General features: G+C 35.5%; 13 protein-coding genes, 1 pseudogene and 1 riboswitch. Of the genes and pseudogenes, 5 read left to right on the forward strand and 9 right to left on the reverse strand.

Features of this window, described 5'->3' with window-relative positions; genetic code table 11:
• The first annotated feature begins 8 nt into the window (after positions 1–8).
• From ACQKTA_RS12355 to ACQKTA_RS12365, 3 genes are all read left to right on the forward strand, one after another.
• The gene (locus tag ACQKTA_RS12355) at positions 9–1,220 is read left to right on the forward strand and encodes a pyridoxal-phosphate-dependent aminotransferase family protein (RefSeq protein WP_427814599.1); all 1,212 of its coding nucleotides are present in this window, start codon (positions 9–11) and stop codon (positions 1,218–1,220) included.
• Between the two features lie 67 nt (positions 1,221–1,287).
• The gene (locus ACQKTA_RS12360) at positions 1,288–2,535 is read left to right on the forward strand and encodes an MFS transporter (RefSeq protein WP_427814600.1); all 1,248 of its coding nucleotides are present in this window, start codon (positions 1,288–1,290) and stop codon (positions 2,533–2,535) included.
• A gap of 96 nt (positions 2,536–2,631) precedes the next feature.
• Positions 2,632–2,994, forward strand: coding sequence for a cupin domain-containing protein (locus ACQKTA_RS12365; protein ID WP_407855229.1), 363 nt, complete (start codon positions 2,632–2,634; stop codon positions 2,992–2,994).
• Between the two features lie 1,143 nt (positions 2,995–4,137).
• Here the strand turns inward: ACQKTA_RS12365 and ACQKTA_RS12370 are convergent.
• The 3 genes from ACQKTA_RS12370 to ACQKTA_RS12380 form a co-directional block, all read right to left on the reverse strand.
• Positions 4,138–4,860 (reverse strand): SDR family oxidoreductase, encoded by a 723-nt coding sequence (locus tag ACQKTA_RS12370; RefSeq protein WP_427814601.1) that lies wholly within the window; start codon positions 4,858–4,860, stop codon positions 4,138–4,140.
• A gap of 24 nt (positions 4,861–4,884) precedes the next feature.
• On the reverse strand, positions 4,885–5,343 hold the full coding sequence (locus ACQKTA_RS12375) for an RrF2 family transcriptional regulator (protein WP_427814602.1): 459 nt from the start codon (positions 5,341–5,343) through the stop codon (positions 4,885–4,887).
• A 199-nt stretch (positions 5,344–5,542) separates the two neighbouring features.
• The gene (locus tag ACQKTA_RS12380; RefSeq protein ID WP_427814603.1) at positions 5,543–6,916 is read right to left on the reverse strand and encodes a M24 family metallopeptidase; all 1,374 of its coding nucleotides are present in this window, start codon (positions 6,914–6,916) and stop codon (positions 5,543–5,545) included.
• 163 nt (positions 6,917–7,079) lie between these two features.
• Here ACQKTA_RS12380 and ACQKTA_RS12385 point away from each other — a divergent pair, with 163 nt between their 5' ends.
• Positions 7,080–8,630, forward strand: coding sequence for a helix-turn-helix domain-containing protein (locus tag ACQKTA_RS12385; RefSeq protein ID WP_427814604.1), 1,551 nt, complete (start codon positions 7,080–7,082; stop codon positions 8,628–8,630).
• Positions 8,631–8,734: 104 nt separating this feature from the next.
• On the opposite strand, the gene ACQKTA_RS12390 is transcribed toward ACQKTA_RS12385, so the two are convergent.
• Positions 8,735–9,517: a sortase gene (locus ACQKTA_RS12390; RefSeq protein WP_427814605.1), complete on the reverse strand. Its 783-nt coding sequence runs from the start codon at positions 9,515–9,517 to the stop codon at positions 8,735–8,737.
• Between the two features lie 361 nt (positions 9,518–9,878).
• A riboswitch (Fluoride riboswitch) is annotated at positions 9,879–9,952 on the forward strand.
• A 56-nt stretch (positions 9,953–10,008) separates the two neighbouring features.
• On the opposite strand from ACQKTA_RS12390, the gene ACQKTA_RS12395 reads away from it, so the two are divergent.
• Positions 10,009–11,304 (forward strand): chloride channel protein, encoded by a 1,296-nt coding sequence (locus ACQKTA_RS12395; RefSeq protein ID WP_427814606.1) that lies wholly within the window; start codon positions 10,009–10,011, stop codon positions 11,302–11,304.
• A 154-nt stretch (positions 11,305–11,458) separates the two neighbouring features.
• On the opposite strand, the gene cydC is transcribed toward ACQKTA_RS12395, so the two are convergent.
• The 5 genes and pseudogenes from cydC to ACQKTA_RS12420 all read right to left on the reverse strand — a co-directional run bounded on the left by cydC (position 11,459) and on the right by ACQKTA_RS12420 (position 18,550).
• On the reverse strand, positions 11,459–13,207 hold the full coding sequence (gene cydC / locus ACQKTA_RS12400) for a thiol reductant ABC exporter subunit CydC (protein ID WP_427814607.1): 1,749 nt from the start codon (positions 13,205–13,207) through the stop codon (positions 11,459–11,461).
• Entirely contained in the window at positions 13,204–14,916 is a 1,713-nt protein-coding gene (cydD, locus tag ACQKTA_RS12405; RefSeq protein WP_427814608.1) for a thiol reductant ABC exporter subunit CydD, read from the reverse strand. The genes cydC and cydD overlap by 4 nt, the downstream gene beginning before the upstream one ends.
• Positions 14,913–15,930: pseudogene (gene cydB, locus ACQKTA_RS12410) on the reverse strand (cytochrome d ubiquinol oxidase subunit II). The gene cydD and the pseudogene cydB overlap by 4 nt, the downstream one beginning before the upstream one ends.
• Positions 15,923–17,344, reverse strand: coding sequence for a cytochrome ubiquinol oxidase subunit I (locus ACQKTA_RS12415; RefSeq protein ID WP_427814610.1), 1,422 nt, complete (start codon positions 17,342–17,344; stop codon positions 15,923–15,925). The pseudogene cydB and the gene ACQKTA_RS12415 overlap by 8 nt, the downstream one beginning before the upstream one ends.
• Positions 17,345–17,650: 306 nt before the next feature.
• Entirely contained in the window at positions 17,651–18,550 is a 900-nt protein-coding gene (locus ACQKTA_RS12420; RefSeq protein WP_427814611.1) for a diacylglycerol/lipid kinase family protein, read from the reverse strand.
• Between the last annotated feature and the right edge of the window lie 31 nt (positions 18,551–18,581).

An 18,581-nucleotide genomic window follows, 5' to 3' on the forward strand; every position in this document is an offset into this window, starting at 1 on the left:
GAATGCTTATGTTTTCAGAATTAACTATACCAAATCGTACGATCATGACTCCAGGTCCAGTAGAAGCACACCCAAATGTTTTGCGGGCCATGAGTTCAAGAATCTTAGGGCAATTCGATCCGGCTTTTTTAACCATCATGGATGAAGTAAAAGAAATGATTAAAGTCCCATTTGGAACAAAAAATGAACAAGCTTTTGCTATCGACGGGACTTCTCGTTCGGGCTTAGAGGCTGCCTTGATTGGTCTGATTGAACCGGGAGACAAAGTATTGATTCCTGTATATGGTCGATTCGCTTATTTACTAGGTGAAATCAGTGAGCGTGCTCAAGCTGAGGTTAAATATTTAGAAAAAGATTGGTCAGCCCCGTTTGAACAGAGCGAAATCATTCAAGCCATTGAGGAGTTTCAACCTAAAATTGTTGCTATGGTTCATGGTGAGACAGCAAATGGTCAGATGCAAGGGTTAGATAAGATCGGTGCCGCCTGCAGAGAAAAGGATATCTTCTTCGTGGTAGACATGGTGGCTACATATGGCGGTGTTCCTATTTACGTCGATGATTGGAAGGTTGATATTGCGATCGCAGGGACACAAAAATGTGTCAGTGTGCCTTCAGGGATGTCGTTAGTGACCTACAATGAACGGGTTGAAAAAATATTGACGAGCCGATACCAAAAAGAATTAGGTTTAAGTAAAGATGTTCGTAACCAAAATCATATCAGTAGTAATTATTTGGATTTGAGTCAATTGCAGCGTTATTGGAATTCTGAACGAATCAACCATCATACCGAAGCTACAACAATGATTTATGCGTTACATGAAGGGTTGCGCACTATGATCAATGAAGGAATCGAAAATGTTTGGGCTAGACATGAATTGAATGACCGAGCGATCATTGCTGGAATCAAAGCTATGGGCTTAGACTTTTATGGTGATATGGATACAAAAATGCCGACAGTAACACCTATTCTAATTCCTGAAGACGCACAAGACGGTGAAGACATTCGAAAAATGCTATTGAATGTTTTTGGAATTGAAATCGCCTCTTCATTTGGTGATTTAAAAGGAAAAGTGTGGCGGATTGGCAACATGGGGTATAGCAGTCGAAGAGAAAATGTACTCCAAGTGTTGGGTGCTTTGGAAGCAGCTTTGATCTATTATGGTGCAAAAATTAATAAAGGGGAAGCTGTAAAAGCTGCCTTAGAGCTGTATTCAGTCTAAAATTATGGGCCAAATGAAAAAGTGTCTCTAAAGAAATATAAATTATTTATTACATGGAGGAAAAACGATGGAAATGAATAAACATCGAACCGGTATGGAGTATTGGCAAAAAATTATTATCTTACTATGCTCAGGCTGGGTTTCAATTTGGATCTATCGCTCAGCATTGTCACCGGTCTATCAACAGATCAATGCATCATTAGGGGGGAATGTTTCAGATACAGCGTTAGGATCGATTGCCAGTTTTTACTTTTTAGGGTATGTGATCATGCAAATTCCTGCTGGTTTTTTAGTCGATATGATTGGTAAGAAAAAAGTTTTGATCCCCGGATTTATCTTTTTTGCTATTGCAGCATTGATCATTTCGCAAGCTTCAACGATTACAATGATTTATGTAGGGAGCTTTATCGCCGGTGTTGGCTGTGGATCATTTTATGGTTCAGCCTATTCACTGACTTCACAAAATATTCCAGCAGAAAAGAAAAGTTTTTCTACAGCGATTGTAAACAGCGGTTCCGCAATTGGTTCGGGGTTAGGAATGATTTTATCTAGTTACTTAGTCGTTCAATTAGGATTACCTTGGCAGATCATGATGTATATCTCAATGGTTATGACTGTGATTATGCTCTTTGCATTTAGTTTGATCATTCGAAACAATAAAGATGATGTTGCCTTTAATAATCAGCCGGACGAGTCTATTGAAGAGAAAGCTGAAGAATCAATTTCGCTCAAGACCTTATTCTCACCATCGATGCTGTTTACTTATGTTCTTTATTTTGCTACTTGTTATGCTTATTATATTACTGTCACTTGGTTACCCAATTATTTAGGAACTGAGCGTGGATTTGAAGGGGCGGCGATCGGATTTTCTTCTTCACTTGTTGCATTCGCTTCGATTCCTGGAGCCTTGTTCTTTAGTCGCTTGGCCGATAAATACATGCATCGAAAAGTTAGTTTTATTGTCATTTTAGAATTACTGGCAGCAGCCATGCTATTTATTACAGTTCAATCATCAACTTCTACTTATTTAATGATTGCGTTGATCATGTATGGATTTCTTGGCAAATTAGCGGTAGAACCAATCATTATTTCTTGGTTAGGCGAAAATGCACCACAAGTAGGGATTGGTACAACATTAGGTGTTTTCAATTTCTTTGGGATGATGTCTTCAGTAATTGCGCCTGCATTGACAGGTTCAATCTCTGATGCCACTGGTTCAAAAGTAATGGGTTTTTATATTGCAGTTGTCTTACTAGTGATCGGTTCGATCTTATTCTTAATTTCAAATATAAATAAAGCCAAAAGAAAAGCTTAGACCAAACCTGTAGGATGCTAAGTACCTTTTTAGTATTTTGTGTACCACACTGAATATTAAAAAGGTATTTTCTTTAATGATAGAAGGAGGATTTACATGTCAAATTCGAAAATCGAAGAACGACTATTCAAAGTAGAAAAAGTAGCAACATTCGATCCAAATGAAGGAAAGAAAACTTTCTTATATGAAACAGAAAAAACTGCGGGAGCGTTATGGTGTTTGGAACCCGGTCAATCAGTGTTCAATCATTCGCATACAACTTCAGATGATTTTTGGATTTGTATTCAAGGAACAGGAACTTTTTTTCCGGGGTTTGGTGAAGAAGTCGTAATTGAAAAAGGTGACATGATTATTTCAAGACCAGGTGAACATCATGGAATGAAAAATACCGGCTCAGAACAATTTATCTTTGTAGGTGTAGCAGGACCAAATCCCATGGATGTCATTACACACCCTTAAGCTGGCAAGCCCAGCTTTTTTATTACTATTTTTTCAAAGTCGCGAGAGGAGCATTTTAAGCTCATTTAAAATTTTTAAGCGTATAACGGTAGCTAAATCGTTTCAAAATTATTGAGCCATCGGATTAAATAATCTAAAAAAGCGCCAAATTTTATTTTTTATTGGCTCAGTTTTATTATTTAATTTTATTATGAATAGTTCAATTTAAATTTCTAAAATATTGATAAATCAACATTTCTAAAGATAATAGATAAAAGGAGGGGGTAGATAAATAACATTTTAAATACAATTAATTCTTTTTTATAAAAGCGAACACATAAGACTTTTAAAAGATTTTTTTAATTTGCAAAAGAATTTAGCACTATTTTTTTAAACTAAAAGAAGACAAAAACGAAAATGAATGAATTTTATGGTTAAAAATCTGCATAACAGCAATCTTAAAAAAGACTATTAAAAGTTCTTTTGCAAATTAAGAGAAATTTTAGTTGACTAGTTTATAAAAAATATTAAGATAAAAAAACGTTATTTCAGATTTTTTTATTCAAATAAAGATTTCAAGTAACGCACATATTTTGCATCCGAATAATTAAGACAATTCATTTATCTTTTGAAGATGGATAAAAATAGAACGTCAATTTAAATCTAGTATTCATTCGAATTTATAAAGTTAAGAATAATTTTTTTTTTTTTTTTACGCTAAAATAGCAAAATAAAAGTAACGGTTAAAATCTAAGAATTTTAGATAAATCTTGAGAGAGGTTTAGATTCTTTGTTATGGTTTGAGAAAAACTAACATTATTCTTAAACCATAAAAATTGATTCCTCTATCGATAGTATGGTTTTCCGAACGTTTTTCGATCTAAATATAGCAAATTAATTATAGCTACACGTTAATATTTATATTATTGAGTCTAAAAAATTTTTTGGATTGCTGTTTAATCAATTGATTTTTAATATTCATTCAACAATTGATATTTTAGAAATTAACTAATCAACTAGATGCAAAACGTGACAGAAATTGAACAGAATCTAAAATCTGGATATATTCATTTTGCAGTCTTTCAATCCAACTGAAATCATACAGCCTCTAATAATCATAAAAAAGTAAGATCAAATTTAAACTGACCTTACTTAACGACTAATTTATAATTGAATTTTCCCTACTAATTTTAGTAATTTGCTCATTCCTGGAACAATTGTTTCTCGATTTTTTTTGATACCTTCGATCATTTTTTTTACTACTTCTGCAATGGGCATTTCTGGAATCCGATCAACGGAGGCATTATCTTCCTCAGTTCCACTAAACATTGGTTTTGAAGTTCTAGGAGGAGCCAATTCAAACACCTTAACAGAAGTCTTTTTTAATTGTTTGCGAAGTGATTGGGTGTAAGAATGTAGGCCCAATTTTGAAGCACTATAAATCGGTGCTTTATCGAATGCGAAGTAAGCAATACCGCTAGTTACATTTAAAACAGCCGCCTCTTTTTGTTTTAATAAATGCGGTAAAAAGACCTGTGTCATTAAAATGGGGCCTGCTAAATTAGTGGTAACTTCATCTGCTATCCCTTCTGCTTTGGCCGTTTGGAATTTAATGGCATTCATCATACCCGCATTGTTGATTAAAATATTCAATGCTGGAAAATCGCGGATAATTTGCACATACAACTGCTGAATCGATTCAATATCGGTTACTTCAACTGAGTAAGTGTATAATTGGGGATACTTTGCTTTTGCTTGGTTCATTTTTTCTTCATTACGTCCCGTCACAATGACAGTATTTCCTAGAGCTAATAATTGCTTAGCCATTTCAAGTCCAATTCCTGATGATCCTCCTGTAATTAAAATCGTATCATTTACCAAATCCATAGCGCTCTACCTTTCTACTCAAAGTTATTTTGTCCAATCAATCGTGCCGAATTGAATGGAATCGGCCTCTAAAATTTCAGCTATCCTTATTTTTTTTAATGCTGCAGCATAGGCATTACTTGCTTGTTCAAATCCATCAGCAAAATATTGTTCACTTTTTCTTGCATGATCTTTTCTAGAGAAAATCGTTTCAGCGACATTATTAGGAGCATAAGTTATCAATGTTTCGCTCTCGATCGCCGCAACAATATCCAACAAAGTAATGTCTTCAATCTTTTTCTTTAATTCAAATCCTCCATCTTTACTAGCCGACGAAATAATGAGTTCTTTTACAACTAGTCGCCGCAGTACTTTTTTCAAGGAGGAATCTGATACATTTAATATTTCACTTAAGCGACTACTCTTTAAAGGCTGATGTTCTTTTTGTGTTGCTAATAATAAAATCACATATAATGCTTCTTCTACATGTTTACTTAAACGCATTCTAGCTCCTCCAAACATTTTCTTCTAAGTAAATCCGTGGAATAATAAAATCTTTGGATATTATATTACTACGGGAAATAAATTGCAATAATTAACACTTGAACAACTAGTAGTAAAAAATTTTCTCAATAGACGGAATAAAAAAGCAACAACACCAATAGTCATGGGTTGCTGCTTTTCGTCTTAAAATATAGTTTAATCAACAATTGATCAATGCTGATTCTTTATTTAAAAAATACGGGCGATAATAAGCTGTCGCATTACTCATTGGTAAAATTTCTTCAGACAAATGAATACCAAGCGTTTCAATCATATAATCTCTTCTTAATTGCATTCTATTCCACATTTCAGGGTATTCTGCTTGGATTCTCAGACGTAGATTTTGATCCGCTAAGACAATTCCACCTTCACAACTAGCTCCTGAAAAGCCAGGGACAGAAGGAATAATATCTATTTGGAAAAGCATTCCACTCTGAATAACTTCAGCCGATTCTGGATAAACAGGTGAAGCTAACCATTCTTCATCTGCGCATAAGTGGCCTGGATTTAAATGCCAGCCATACATTTCTTTTGGTAGGATCGCTTCAATTTTGTCGTAAATTTCTCCACCAGTGACACCAATTTTAATGGTTTCTAGCCAAGTAGAGACAGCTTTAAAATAAGGTTTAGCTACACGAACTAGATAAGCTCTTTCTTCTTCTGGTAATTCATCGGTCATTTTCACAGCATAACCGCCTCGGCTTTGTAATCCGCCTTTATAACCGACAGTCATCGAAATACGATCACCTAATTGAATCTTTTTGGTGGTAGGATATAGATTAGCTTTTTCAAAGCGTTCACCCGTTGCCATAATTGTTACGACACTGGGAGTCTGTCCCGCAGCATTTAAATAGCCGCCTACTTCCATTTCGCTTTTTCCAAGTTCTAATTGATCCATAGCTGATAAAATCCCATTTCCAGCCAACATAGCTCCAAATTCATAATGAGCGATTTCATTTTCATTATTTGTAATTCGAGCACCATTTAATCCAATCATTAAATCAGTAGCATTTTTAAATTGGGCAATCGGAGCTGCTGCCATTAAGCCTTCGACCAAGAAATAAGGAAGATCGTAGAGAACGGAATTATCATCAGTTGGACTAGTAAATTTTTTCCACCCGATCAATCCAATCGTTTTAGCATGATCAATTTGAGCTTGATTAAGAATTTGTTCGACGCTCAGCACGGTAGCCATTGGCTGATTTGGTAGTGAAAGATGCGGCATATGGATGGCTTCGGCTTCAATTCTAGCTAAAGCTGCTTTATTAAGATTCTCGTTCCCTAAAATTAAAAAAGCCTTTCCATTTGCATGTAATACTAATAGTGCTTCTTCAAAGCGTGGAACAAAGCCGGTTAAATATTCAAAATTTCCGCTATGTTCCAAATCAGCGTAGATCACAACAGCATCTAATTGTTCTTGTTCCATTTTTTTTAGTAACTTATCTTTGCGAAGATCAATTGTTTCATCCGTTAGCTGGACAGGTTTTAGTCCTTTATCGAGTTGAGGTGCAGTTATTTTATCAAATTTGATCACTAGTCGTAACTCCTTTATTTTTTTCTATCATAGCACAGTCATAAGTAATAAAATAGATATTTAGACCGAAGTTCTTTTTTATTTCTGTAGCTAATAATTCGCTTTATTAGCAAAAATTAGATAAAATTATTACTATAAAGATTATTTTTTAAGGAGTTTTCAAATGAAGACACTAATAAACTCATCTACCTATCGACGGCTTCAATTTGTCGAATTGTTAGATCAGATGCCCTCTTGGTACGATACTAAAGAAATTGCTCAAAAAATAGGGTGTTCTGTGAAAACATTGTTATCAGATATCACTTTTATTAATGAATTTTGGGGTCGATATGTTTATATTGAATATTCAAAATTTCAGGGTGTACGTTTAAATAATATTACCTCCAATAAATTGAGCAATATCTACAATTTGGTTTATTCTGAGTCAGTAGAATTTCAATTTGTCGAAAAAATGCTTTCAGAAGCAAATCAAGATGCGGATTATTGGATCAACGAATTATTCATTAGCGAAGCTTCGTTCTATCGAATGGTCAATACCTTGGAAGATTTTTTAAAACGGCGTGGATTAACTTTAGAAAGAGCACCTTTTAGAATAACTGGTCCTGATGAACGGTGGGTTCGCTTCTTTTATCAACAATATTTTTCTGAAGCGTATGGGGTGAAAAAGTGGCCGTTCACTATTAGCCATGAAGAAACTATTTGTTTCATTATGCGTGCTTCGACTGAATTTGATGTAGCTTTAGATGATCGTGAAATTCAAGAAGCCGCTTTTCTATTTGTCGTCTCCTTAAAACGAATGCATCAAGGTTTTTATTTGCCTCAAGAAGTTTATGATGAAGAAGACGATACCATCGATAAAGTATTGAATTATAGCACTCCCCTTGCTGAAAATTTAGTACGTAATACCGATTATAACTTATCAAATAAATGGTATCGTGAAATAAGCCGTACAGTCTTTCATGAATTTTATAATTGGGACAATCCCCAACAGATGATTCGAATTCAAGAGAAAATTGAGACTTTTTTAGACACTCTTTCTGATACAGTACAATTTCCTATCATCCAAGAAGATAGACAAAAAATTATTCAAACTATGATGACCTGGTATGTCGAATATAATTTTTACCCTTATCGTCTAGATATGTTGTATGACAAACATCAGAAATTTGCACGCGAAATCCAGACCGTCTATCCTATATTTTCAACTTTAGTAAAAATATATTTAGCGGATATTGAAAAAAAAGCCCCTGAGTTATGGACGGATATTCGATTAACCAATGTTTATTATCTCTTGATGAAAGAATGGCGGCACCTTTCTACACAGTTAGAAAATTTGAGACGTAAAGTCTCTATTATCGTTGTAAGTGACCTAGGGCAACGTCACGCAGAGATGACTCAAGAATTTTTGCTGGCAAATTATCCTAATCGAATTGTTGTTTCGATTTATAAAGAGGCTGTTTTATTTACCGGTCCAGAAGATTTCAAGCAATTTGATCAATATGATATCGTACTAAGTAATAATCCAATCAAAGGATATGATAAGAAAAATGTGTTGATCGTAAATAATTTTTTCTCGGCTTCTGACCGAGAAAATTTAGTGAACTTCATTGTAGCGATTCAAAAATGCGCCTCACAAAATCACTTGAAGAGCTTAGGAAATATCAAATTAAAAACAGCCAAAGAAATTTATTTTTCACAACCTTTTATACAATAAAAAACCACGTCGTGTCAGCATTTCGTTAACACGACGTGGTTTTATTTACTGGCAAAGATGATTAAGTTGTAATCGTCGTTGATACAAGTTTGTAAGGTAATTCGTTATCCTCCGCTTGTACTAGTGATTTGATCCCAATAATTCACGCCATCCGTTCCAGTTGCTGAATCGTTAACTGTAACAATTTGATTCACTGTGTAATTCGTTACAGTATTGTTTTCGTCTGATACGGCAATAGTGGCCCCTGTTGAGACTGAAAATAGAACATTGAATATCCCTGGATTATGACCAATGAAATGTGTATTCGATCCGTCTTCACCGGATTGGACAGAAGCTCCTCCCCAAGTAGCTACTTGATTATGATCTGCATCAATAATAGCTTGTCCATTTCCTTGTCCAGCGTTCGTATAAGAAATAAATTGCCCATTTATATTTAACTGGTTTGCTTGGATAGATTGTTGAGTTGGGGTTGTTTCTTCGGATGTAGTCTCTGAAGCGGTCTGTTCGTCAACTAATGTTGTTTCTTCAGTATAATAGGTTTCTTCTTGAGTTGGTTCTTCAAAAGTTTGTTCGGCAATATTTGTATTATCAGCAGGAATATCTGCTTCATCTAGGGATTCCTCAACAGATTCTTCTATGTTGTTTGCTTCTTCAGATGCCTCAGTACTTGATGTAGAAGCATTTTCTTTTTCTTCAGTATCGCTAACATTCGATTCAGTAGACGCTTCACTAGAATTTGCGATGGATGAATTTGTTGTTTCGCTAGTTACTAACTGTTCGCTTGTATCTGAATGTTTAGATTGATCAAATGGATTCGTAGCAGCATACACGGCACTAGTAGTAAAAAACAAAGCAGCAATAAGAATAAATTTTATATGGGTGTTCATGTTGTTTTCCTCCTAGTTTGTTGTTGTTTTATCTGTCTTAACCATACCGTATATGCAGGAGGTTATGTTGTAAATCATTTCTTAAATAACAAATATTATTATATTAACATAGTTGTTAAGTACTGATATCAAGCATTTAATCCTTACTTTCATAACTTTCTATTACAGAGATAAAAGTGGTCGAGCAAAATTTTCAGTTTTAACAATTTTACTTTATTCAATTGTTATATAAATTTAGTTATTAAATAATTTTTTTTGAGAAATGTAAAATAAAATGTTTTGTCATTTTTTTCTATCATATAGCAAAATAAGACAATCTTTTTATTTACTTTTTGCCTTTCCTAATGTAAAATTATTAAGAATTTAATACGGGAATGAATGTCTCCCTTAGATTTTTCTTAAACCGCTAATCAAGCTGATGACTTCTACAATCTTTTTTGTTGTAGGGATCATTGGCTTTTTTTTTATTTTTTAGGAGGGTTCTAATTGTTATGAAAGTAAATAAAATAGACAACGCAGATCGTCGAAGAAGGGATTTAAAAGCTCTGATTATCTTTTATTGTTTAATAACATTAACAAGTATCATCACAGGAATTGTTTCACATTATTTATTAGCTGGGCTTCATTTTGTAACAAACTATCGGGAGCAACATAATTACTTATTGTATTTTCTGCCCCTGATAAGTATGCTAACGGCCTTTACCTATCAAAAATTTGGTAATGGATCTCAAAAAGGAAATAATTTGATCATTGAAAGTACTGAAAAAGTAACAAAAGTACCTGGTAGAATGGCAATCTTTACTTTTATTTTTACCTTACTCTCTCACTTATTCGGAGCTTCTGTAGGTCGTGAAGGAAGTGCTGTTCAAATCGGCGGCGTCTTTGCAAACAAAGCCGCTGATGCTTTTCATTTAGCAAAGAATTACCGAAAATCATTGATTCATGCAGGAATCAGTGCAGGCTTTTCTTCTATTTTCGGCACACCATTAGCAGGAGCCTTTTTCGGAATGGAAATGGCATATGTCGGTAATTTAGAACGTGCTGCACTTATCCCCTGCTTTTACGCTTCCTATTTGGCTAATTACGTTTCGCTTGCAATGGGAACTGTTCATGAGCAACATTTAATAGGAGCGATTCCTCACTTAGATATTAAGTTGATTTTAGTCGTGTTACTCGCTTCGATCTTTTTTGGTCTTTTTGGACATTTATTTGCTTTACTTACTCATACGTTGAAACATCTTTATAGTCAAATATTCAAAAACTATTTAGTGCGCGCTTTTTTATCAGCTTCAATCGCCGTATTGGTTATCTGGCTATTACATAATCAGTTATTCGTAGGTTTAAGTTTACCTTTACTAGATGATTCATTTGCGGGAAAAACGACTTTCTATGAACCAATTGAGAAATTGATCGTCACCGCACTTAGTTTAGGTTCTGGTTTACAAGGTGGTGAAGTAACGCCCCTTTTCACGATCGGTGCTTCACTAGGTAGTAGCTTTGGAAATTTATTTGGAATTTCACCGGCCTTTTTAGCAGCATTAGGGATGATCTCCGTATTTGGCTGTGCAGCAAATGCTCCACTTACGACAATCATGTTAGGTATTGACCTTTTTGGTTCAAATGCGCTACCTTATTTTGTTCTGGCAGCTTTTATCAGTTATTATGTCTCAGGACATCAAGGAATTTATACTTCACAAACAATTGTTCGCTCAAAGAGTATTTTCTTTAAAAACCAAGAAGGCTATTGTATCGGGACACTTAAAGACGTCGTGAAAAATAGAAAATAGATCATAAAAGTCCTAGTCATAAAAGAAATGATTAGGACTTTTATCTGTCCTTTAAGGGCGATAAATATTGTTTATAAATATTTTATATGCAATATTTTTAGTCCGTTATTTCAAAGACAAAAAAAGCGCTCTAGTTTCCTAGAACGCTCTGTTATTACACGATTCCATTATCGATTTGTTTTACTTTTTGATAATGCTTATTACTATTATTCAATTCCGTTGGTGTTCCTTGCATAGTCAGTTCCCCATCCTCAATGAAAATAACTTGATCCATGGCTTCTATTCCTTGTAGATGATGTGTGATCCAAATAATTGTTTTATCCTTCAATTCATTAAAAAAAGTATTGATTAACTGCTGCTCAGTTACAGGATCTAATCCAACAGTAGGTTCATCCAGTAAGATGATCGGTACTTCTTGTAATAAAATTCGGGCAAGTGCCAATCGCTGTCTTTCACCGCCAGAAAAACGTAATCCCGCTTCATCAACCATTGTTTCTAGCTTGTTGGGCAAGTTCTCAACCAATTTTCTTAATCCGACTCGTTCAAGAACCGACCATAACTCAGTATCTGTTGCTGATTCTCGGCCAATCCGGATATTATTCGCAATCGTTGTATGGAATAAATAAGGTGTCTGATGAATAACACCTAGATACTGACTAATCGCATCACCAAACTGATCTGTCTCAATATTATTTAAAGCAATTTTTCCTTTAGTCGCCTTCAAATCACCACGAATTAAATTGGCTAAAGTACTTTTACCTGAACCACTCCGGCCTAAAATCGCTATTTTAGCTCCCGGAACTAATTGCAAATCAATTCCTGCTAAAACTTCTTTGGGACTATTCGGATAGCGATAATGAACATCCTCCACTACTAAAGTTATCGGTTGATTGATCTTTGGAATCTCAGTAATTATTTGATTGATTTCGGGTAAAGCATTTAAATTTTCAATTGAATCCTTATAAATATTGGTTTCTTGTGCTGCAGCTGGTAATGGCGCAAAAGCATCGATTAGTGGAAAAACCGATAAAACAAACGCGGCGATCCAATTAGCAGCTCCTCCATGATTTCCAGGGAAGGTTTTGCTTGTCCATAACAATAAAGCTAATGTAATAATCCCGAACATCAGTTGTAAAATAAAATTACGTTTTCGCTGAAATTTCTGAATCTTCCGAGTTACTTCCCATAGTTCTGCTTCAGAAGTTTCATGATGATTCACGTAATCCTGTCCTCTTTGACTAAAAATCCAATCGGAGACACCTAGAACATTATCCGTCAAATCACTATATAAATTATTTTTCATTTGTTTTTGCTGTTCCTGACGAGCACCATTAATGATCACTGACCATAACGGCAGTAAAAATACCACGATGCCTAATAGCAACAACATTGCTAGTGCAAAAAACGGAGAAAAGTACCCTAATCCAATAATCAGGAAGGCATACAATATCCAGGCAATAATTGTTGGAAATATCGTTCTTAAATACAAATTTTGGATGTGATTGATATCTTCAGATAGTAGTCCTAAGATATCTCCTGTTCGATGGTTTTGCTTGAAGAAAATCGCATCTTGTTCCAATGAATCATAGAGCTTCACTCTTAAATTCGAGGTCATCTTTAACACCCAGTTATGACTTACTAAGCGTTCAATGTAACGAAATACAGGTCGACCGATCCCAAAAGCACGCGTTAAAACAATTGGAATATAGATCAATAAAATATTCTCTGGCAAGGAAGCTGCTCGGCTGATCAAATAGCCGGAGTTGAACATCAATGCTCCTGCGCAGAAGAACGTAATAAAACCTAGGATCAAAGCAAGAATCAAAGATTTTTTATATTGTTTGAAGAACGGTTTTACCCATTCATCTGTTTTTAAAACTTGAAATAAACCGATTCGATTCATGCTTTTTCACCTCGCAAGGCCTGAGTCAATTTAACAAAAGCGCCATTTTTTTGTTTTAATTCTTCGATCGTTCCTTTTTCGACTAACTTGCCTTCATCCATCACAAGAATATAATCCATTTCAACTAACCAATGAAGTCGATGTGTTGCAAAAAAGACTAAATGCGTTTCCATTAATGGCAGCATCCGCTCTTTTATCTCTACTTCGGTTTCGATGTCTAAATGCGCTGTCGGTTCATCAAATAATAATATTTTTCGTTCTTGGTTTAAAAAGGCACGGGCTAATGCAATCCGCTGGGCTTGCCCACCACTCAATGGGCGTTCTCCCTCACCGAGTTTGGTATCTAACCCGTCTGGAAGTTCTGCGAGTAATTCAGTTAATCCAGTAACCTCAATCGCTTGTAAAATTTCTTCGTCAGTAGCATTCGGATGATAAAAGGCAATATTTTCTCGCATAGAGCGTTGGAAAACATAAGGATTTTGTGGAATATATATTAATTGTTCTTGCCAATTCGGTTGGTCAAAAGCCTTTATCTCAATATCGTCAAAAGTAATTTGACTTTTATTCGGTCGTAAAAAGCCGCTCAGTAAGTTAATCAGTGTCGATTTTCCTGATCCACTCATCCCGATGATTCCAATTTTTTGATAGCCCTTAACTGAAAAGTCTACTTCAGCCCCTAACTTATCCTTGTAGTTATATTGCAATGCTACGGCCAATCGACTGTCTTTGTCCCATCTAGGCAGTGACAGCTTTTCATCTTGGTTCTCGGGTATATCTAAAATTTTGTTTACATCATCCATAGCATTTTTTCCATCAAGTGTTGCGTGATAATCGCTGGAAAAGTCTCTGATCGGTAAAAAATACTCTGGCGCCAAAATTAATACTGTTAGCGCTGGAAAAAGAAAAATTTCTTCGTTGATCAAACGTAAACCTAATAAGACCGCTACGACTGCTACTGATAGTGTCGTAAAAAAGTCTAAAGCAAATGTCGATAATATTGCCACTTTTAATGTACTCATAGTTGCTTCACGGAAACGTTCGCTAGTCGAAAAAATACTACGACTATATTGTTTGCTGATACCGAAAAATTTTAATGTATCGATTCCTCTCAATGAGTCAATAAAATGATTGGATAACAATTGAAAAACTTTGTATTGTTTATCCGCCTTACTTTGAGCAGCATAACCCAGAATAATCATAAAGATAATGATCAACGGGAAAACAACTAATAAGACAATTCCAGACTGCCAGTCTAAGAGAAATATCATTACTAATAAAATCCAAGGAATGATCATCATATTTAGCATTTTAGGCAATATCAAATGAAGATATTCTTCAACTTGATTGATACCATCTAATGCTGTTGTTACAACACTTCCAGTGCCTTGTTTTTGGACAACTTGAGGGCCTAAACGAAAAATTTTCGTCAATAATTGACTCCTTAACCCGCGTGCTTGTTCATAAGCATAATATTCTAAAACTTGTTCTCTTAAATAGGTCATCAAATGACGCAATACATAAGAAACAAAAAAAAGACCTAGCCAAATAAATTGGTTACGTATGACTTCCCCACTCCATAAATTCGTGATTGACCGTGCTAATCCATAAGCTTGGCCAATGATAAAGATTGCTTGCAAGATCGATGATCCTGCAAGCAATCCAAGAATTTTTTTGATACCAGGAAGTTGTAATAACTTCTTATCGATCATTGTTGAACCCCCACCGCATGCGGATGTTTGATCCGTTTACGGAAAATGTAATATGTCCATGCTGTGTAAGCGAGCACGAATGGTAAAATCGTCAACGAAATATAAGACATAATTCGTAACGTATACGGACTAGATGAAGCATGTTGAATCAATAAATCATTTCCTGGAATTGAACTAATCAAAACGCGTGGGAATAGTCCGCTGAACAATAATGCAACTAGAGCAAGCATAGTAAAGCCGCTAGCTAGAAATGCCAATAATTCTTTCTCTCTAAAGACAGAGATATTGGCGATGACCGTCAATAATACAATGACGACTAACAAAGCAAGAGTCACCGTAAAATGATTTTGGAAAAAAGTCTGTTTTGAAATACATCAAAACTGCAAAGGCAATCAAGCCTACATACAAAACACCATATAAAACTTGCGCATAATTTTTCGCACGAGCCCGTATTGGGCCTTCTGTTCGTAACGAAATATAATTCAAACCGTGTAAATAACATAATAAGGTCAAAGCCACACCACCAACAACAGAGAACAAGTTGATATAATCAGTAAATGTAGCCATCATATTATGGTTAGCATCCATCGGCATTCCTTGAATCATACTGATAAATAAAATACCAAAGAAAAATGGCACAATAAAACTGCCAATCGTCAATGTCCAATTCCAAATATTCTTATATTTTTTGGGCATGTGACTTCTAAATTCAAAAGAAACACCTCGAATGATCAAGCCAAATAAAATCGCAAATAATATTAGATAGTAGCCGCTAAATAATGAGGCGTACCAGTAAGGAAATGACGCGAACATAGCGCCTCCGGCAGTGATCAGCCAAACTTCATTTCCGTCCCATACCGGCCCAATCGTCTCAACAACTTGATCTTTTTCATGTTCATCATGAGCAAGTGTTTGCACTGACATCCCAACACCGAAGTCAAAACCTTCTAAAAAGAAGAAACCTGCAAATAAAATACCAATCAATAAAAACCAAAAAAATTGTAAACTACTCATTCGTAAACGCCCCCTTATCAAAAGGATCAATTGAAGAATCTTGATCAGGATCAATCGTACCTTCTATTTCAGGTCCCTTATTCAATTCACGCTTCACTAAATAAATCATTGTGATCGCTAAGCCCGAAAATAGTAAAAAGTAAACGATATTGGAAATCAATAAAGAGGTCGCTGATACATTTGGCGATACGCTGTCTTTAATGGTAAACAATCCATAAACAGTCCATGGATAACGGCCTAATTCCGTGACTAACCAACCCGCAGTATTAGCTAAAAATGGTGCAAACGTACATAATCCCAGGATCCACAACATCCATTTTTTTTCGTATAAAATCGGATTTTTCTTTCTTGTTAAAAATAATCCTGCTACAGCCACAAAAAGCATCAACATACCAAAACCAGCCATGATCCGGAAACTCCAAAATAGCGTATTTACCGGCGGATAATAATTTTTAAACCCGTGTTCTTCGATCAATTCTTGATTGACCGTGTTCATCCCCTTGATCGATCCAGAGGGTTTTCCGTAAGATAAAATACTCAAGACATATGGTACTTTGATTCCGAATACTTGTGAATGTTCTTTTTCATTTGCCCAAGCAATCAATGTCCATGCAGCCGGATCACCGGTATCTTCATATGTTCCTTCCATTGCCGCAAATTTCATTGGCTGCTCTTCAATCAAGGCTTTCATCTGCAAATCACCGGCGGTCAGTACTGCTAATGAACCTAACAAAGTGATCACTAATCCGACTCGCATTGATTTTTTAAAGAACGCCCGCATCAATGGATCTTTTCTTTTAATTAATTGGAACGCTGCTAAACCAGCAGCAATCATCCCGCCCATCGTAATCGCTGCTGCAATTACGTGAGAAAATTCATACCAAACTTGATGATTGGTCAATAATGCACTAAAATCGGTCATTTCTGCTCGACCATTACGAAGGGCATAGCCAACCGGATGCTGCATAAAACTATTTGCAGTCAAAATCCAGAAAGCTGATAAGATTGAAGCGATAGTCACTAACCACATAAAAATGACATGGGTGAGTGGTTTGACCCGATCCCACGTAAAAATCCAGAGTCCTAAGAAAGTCGACTCCATAAAAAATGCTAACAGTGCTTCTACTGCTAAAGGCGCACCAAAAATATCCCCGACAAAACGAGAATAATCAGACCAGTTCATTCCAAATTGAAATTCTTGAATGATCCCGGTCACGACCCCTACCGCAAAGCTTAGTAAAAAGATATTTCCCCAAAACTTCGCCAATTGACGATATTTCTCATTCTTCGTTTTAACATATAAAGTTTCCATAATGGCAACAACTAATCCCATCCCGATTGAGAATGGTACGAAGAAAAAGTGAAATACGGTCGTCATCGCAAATTGAAAACGAGCCAACGTCACTATATCCATATTGATTCCTCCCCTACTATTGTGAATAAAAAAACGATAATAAAGCCCTTACTATCTAACTATAAGCTTAATAAAAAGAATTGCCAAATTTTCAGCTTAAACTGCATTTTTATGAATGTATACGAGAAAATTCACCCTAGAGAAAGTATCAAAAATAGGTGATTTTGGGAAATTAAATTTTTGTTTTTTTAATTAATTTAATGACTATTAGTTGAACTATGATAGTTTTTCACATAGAAAAAAATAAAAAATTCGTTTTACTACTTTTTTATTACTACATAAAAAAAGACCACCTTAAATGGTGGTCTACAGGGGTTCAGAACCGAAATAAACTTCTAAATGTCGGGGCAGCACCTCAATGTCCAGCGGTAACTCTGGCCCCTCATCGCCATCAACACTTGGATGTAATTCGGCGTCTTCTTTGATGGTTAAACGTCCTTTGGTAAATGGTTTATAACCAATATTTTCCGTCGATTGATCGACTCCTTTAACAATATCAGGAACACTTTTTAAGGTGTCGGTGATTGTTTGATCTTTCAGATAAAGTAAATACAACTTACCATCATTTGCTTTTGCGTCTGGAACAATGTTTTGGAATCCACCCACCGTTCGAGTCAACACAATGACTACCGCACTACTCTCAATCTCACTTTCTTCTCCATCAATTTTCAATTCAAAGTGATACGTTTTATTATTCAGCACCTGTTTAACGCCAGAGATAAAGTAAGCCAATTTGCCAAATTTAGTCTTCTCTTCCACCTCGACATCACTGATTGCCTCAGGTATTCCACCTACGGCAATGATATTCATAAAATAATCATCATTGATTTTACCGATATCCAAATCGATTGTTCGCTCTACATCAAAATCCGAAATAGCTTTTTGTGGATGCATCGAAATATTTAGTGAACGTCCTAAATCATTGACTGTTCCTAATGGAAAAAATCCAAATTTGGGGCGATACTCTTGTTCAGCTAATCCGCTGATGGCTTCATTGACTGTTCCATCTCCTCCCATAGCAAAAACGCTGTCGACTTTTTCTTCAGCCGCTTGTTTTGCAAATTTGGTCGCATCGTTAGCTTTCTCTGTTCGTTTGACTTCTACCTCATCAAAAAAAAGACTTAATTTACGTTCAGCTTGGCTTTCATATTCTAGTGCTTCTTCATTTCCGGAGCTTGGGTTGACGATCAATACTGCTTTTTTCATTCGTACTCATCCTCTCGAATATCTGGCTAGC

Origin of the sequence: Enterococcus sp. 22-H-5-01 (assembly GCF_050310005.1) — a bacterium.
Lineage (GTDB): Bacteria > Bacillota > Bacilli > Lactobacillales > Enterococcaceae > Enterococcus_A > Enterococcus_A hailinensis.

Coding starts and splice junctions, on each gene's coding strand:
- cydD (WP_427814608.1), bottom strand. CDS start 14,916: ATGATCGATAAGAAGTTATTACAACTTCCTGGTATCAAAAAAATTCTT.
- ACQKTA_RS12355 (WP_427814599.1), top strand. CDS start 9: ATGTTTTCAGAATTAACTATACCAAATCGTACGATCATGACTCCAGGT.
- ACQKTA_RS12385 (WP_427814604.1), top strand. CDS start 7,080: ATGAAGACACTAATAAACTCATCTACCTATCGACGGCTTCAATTTGTC.
- ACQKTA_RS12360 (WP_427814600.1), top strand. CDS start 1,288: ATGGAAATGAATAAACATCGAACCGGTATGGAGTATTGGCAAAAAATT.
- ACQKTA_RS12420 (WP_427814611.1), bottom strand. CDS start 18,550: ATGAAAAAAGCAGTATTGATCGTCAACCCAAGCTCCGGAAATGAAGAA.
- ACQKTA_RS12415 (WP_427814610.1), bottom strand. CDS start 17,344: ATGGATATAGTGACGTTGGCTCGTTTTCAATTTGCGATGACGACCGTA.
- cydC (WP_427814607.1), bottom strand. CDS start 13,207: ATGAATCGAATCGGTTTATTTCAAGTTTTAAAAACAGATGAATGGGTA.
- ACQKTA_RS12375 (WP_427814602.1), bottom strand. CDS start 5,343: ATGCGTTTAAGTAAACATGTAGAAGAAGCATTATATGTGATTTTATTA.
- ACQKTA_RS12370 (WP_427814601.1), bottom strand. CDS start 4,860: ATGGATTTGGTAAATGATACGATTTTAATTACAGGAGGATCATCAGGA.
- ACQKTA_RS12395 (WP_427814606.1), top strand. CDS start 10,009: ATGAAAGTAAATAAAATAGACAACGCAGATCGTCGAAGAAGGGATTTA.
- ACQKTA_RS12365 (WP_407855229.1), top strand. CDS start 2,632: ATGTCAAATTCGAAAATCGAAGAACGACTATTCAAAGTAGAAAAAGTA.
- ACQKTA_RS12390 (WP_427814605.1), bottom strand. CDS start 9,517: ATGAACACCCATATAAAATTTATTCTTATTGCTGCTTTGTTTTTTACT.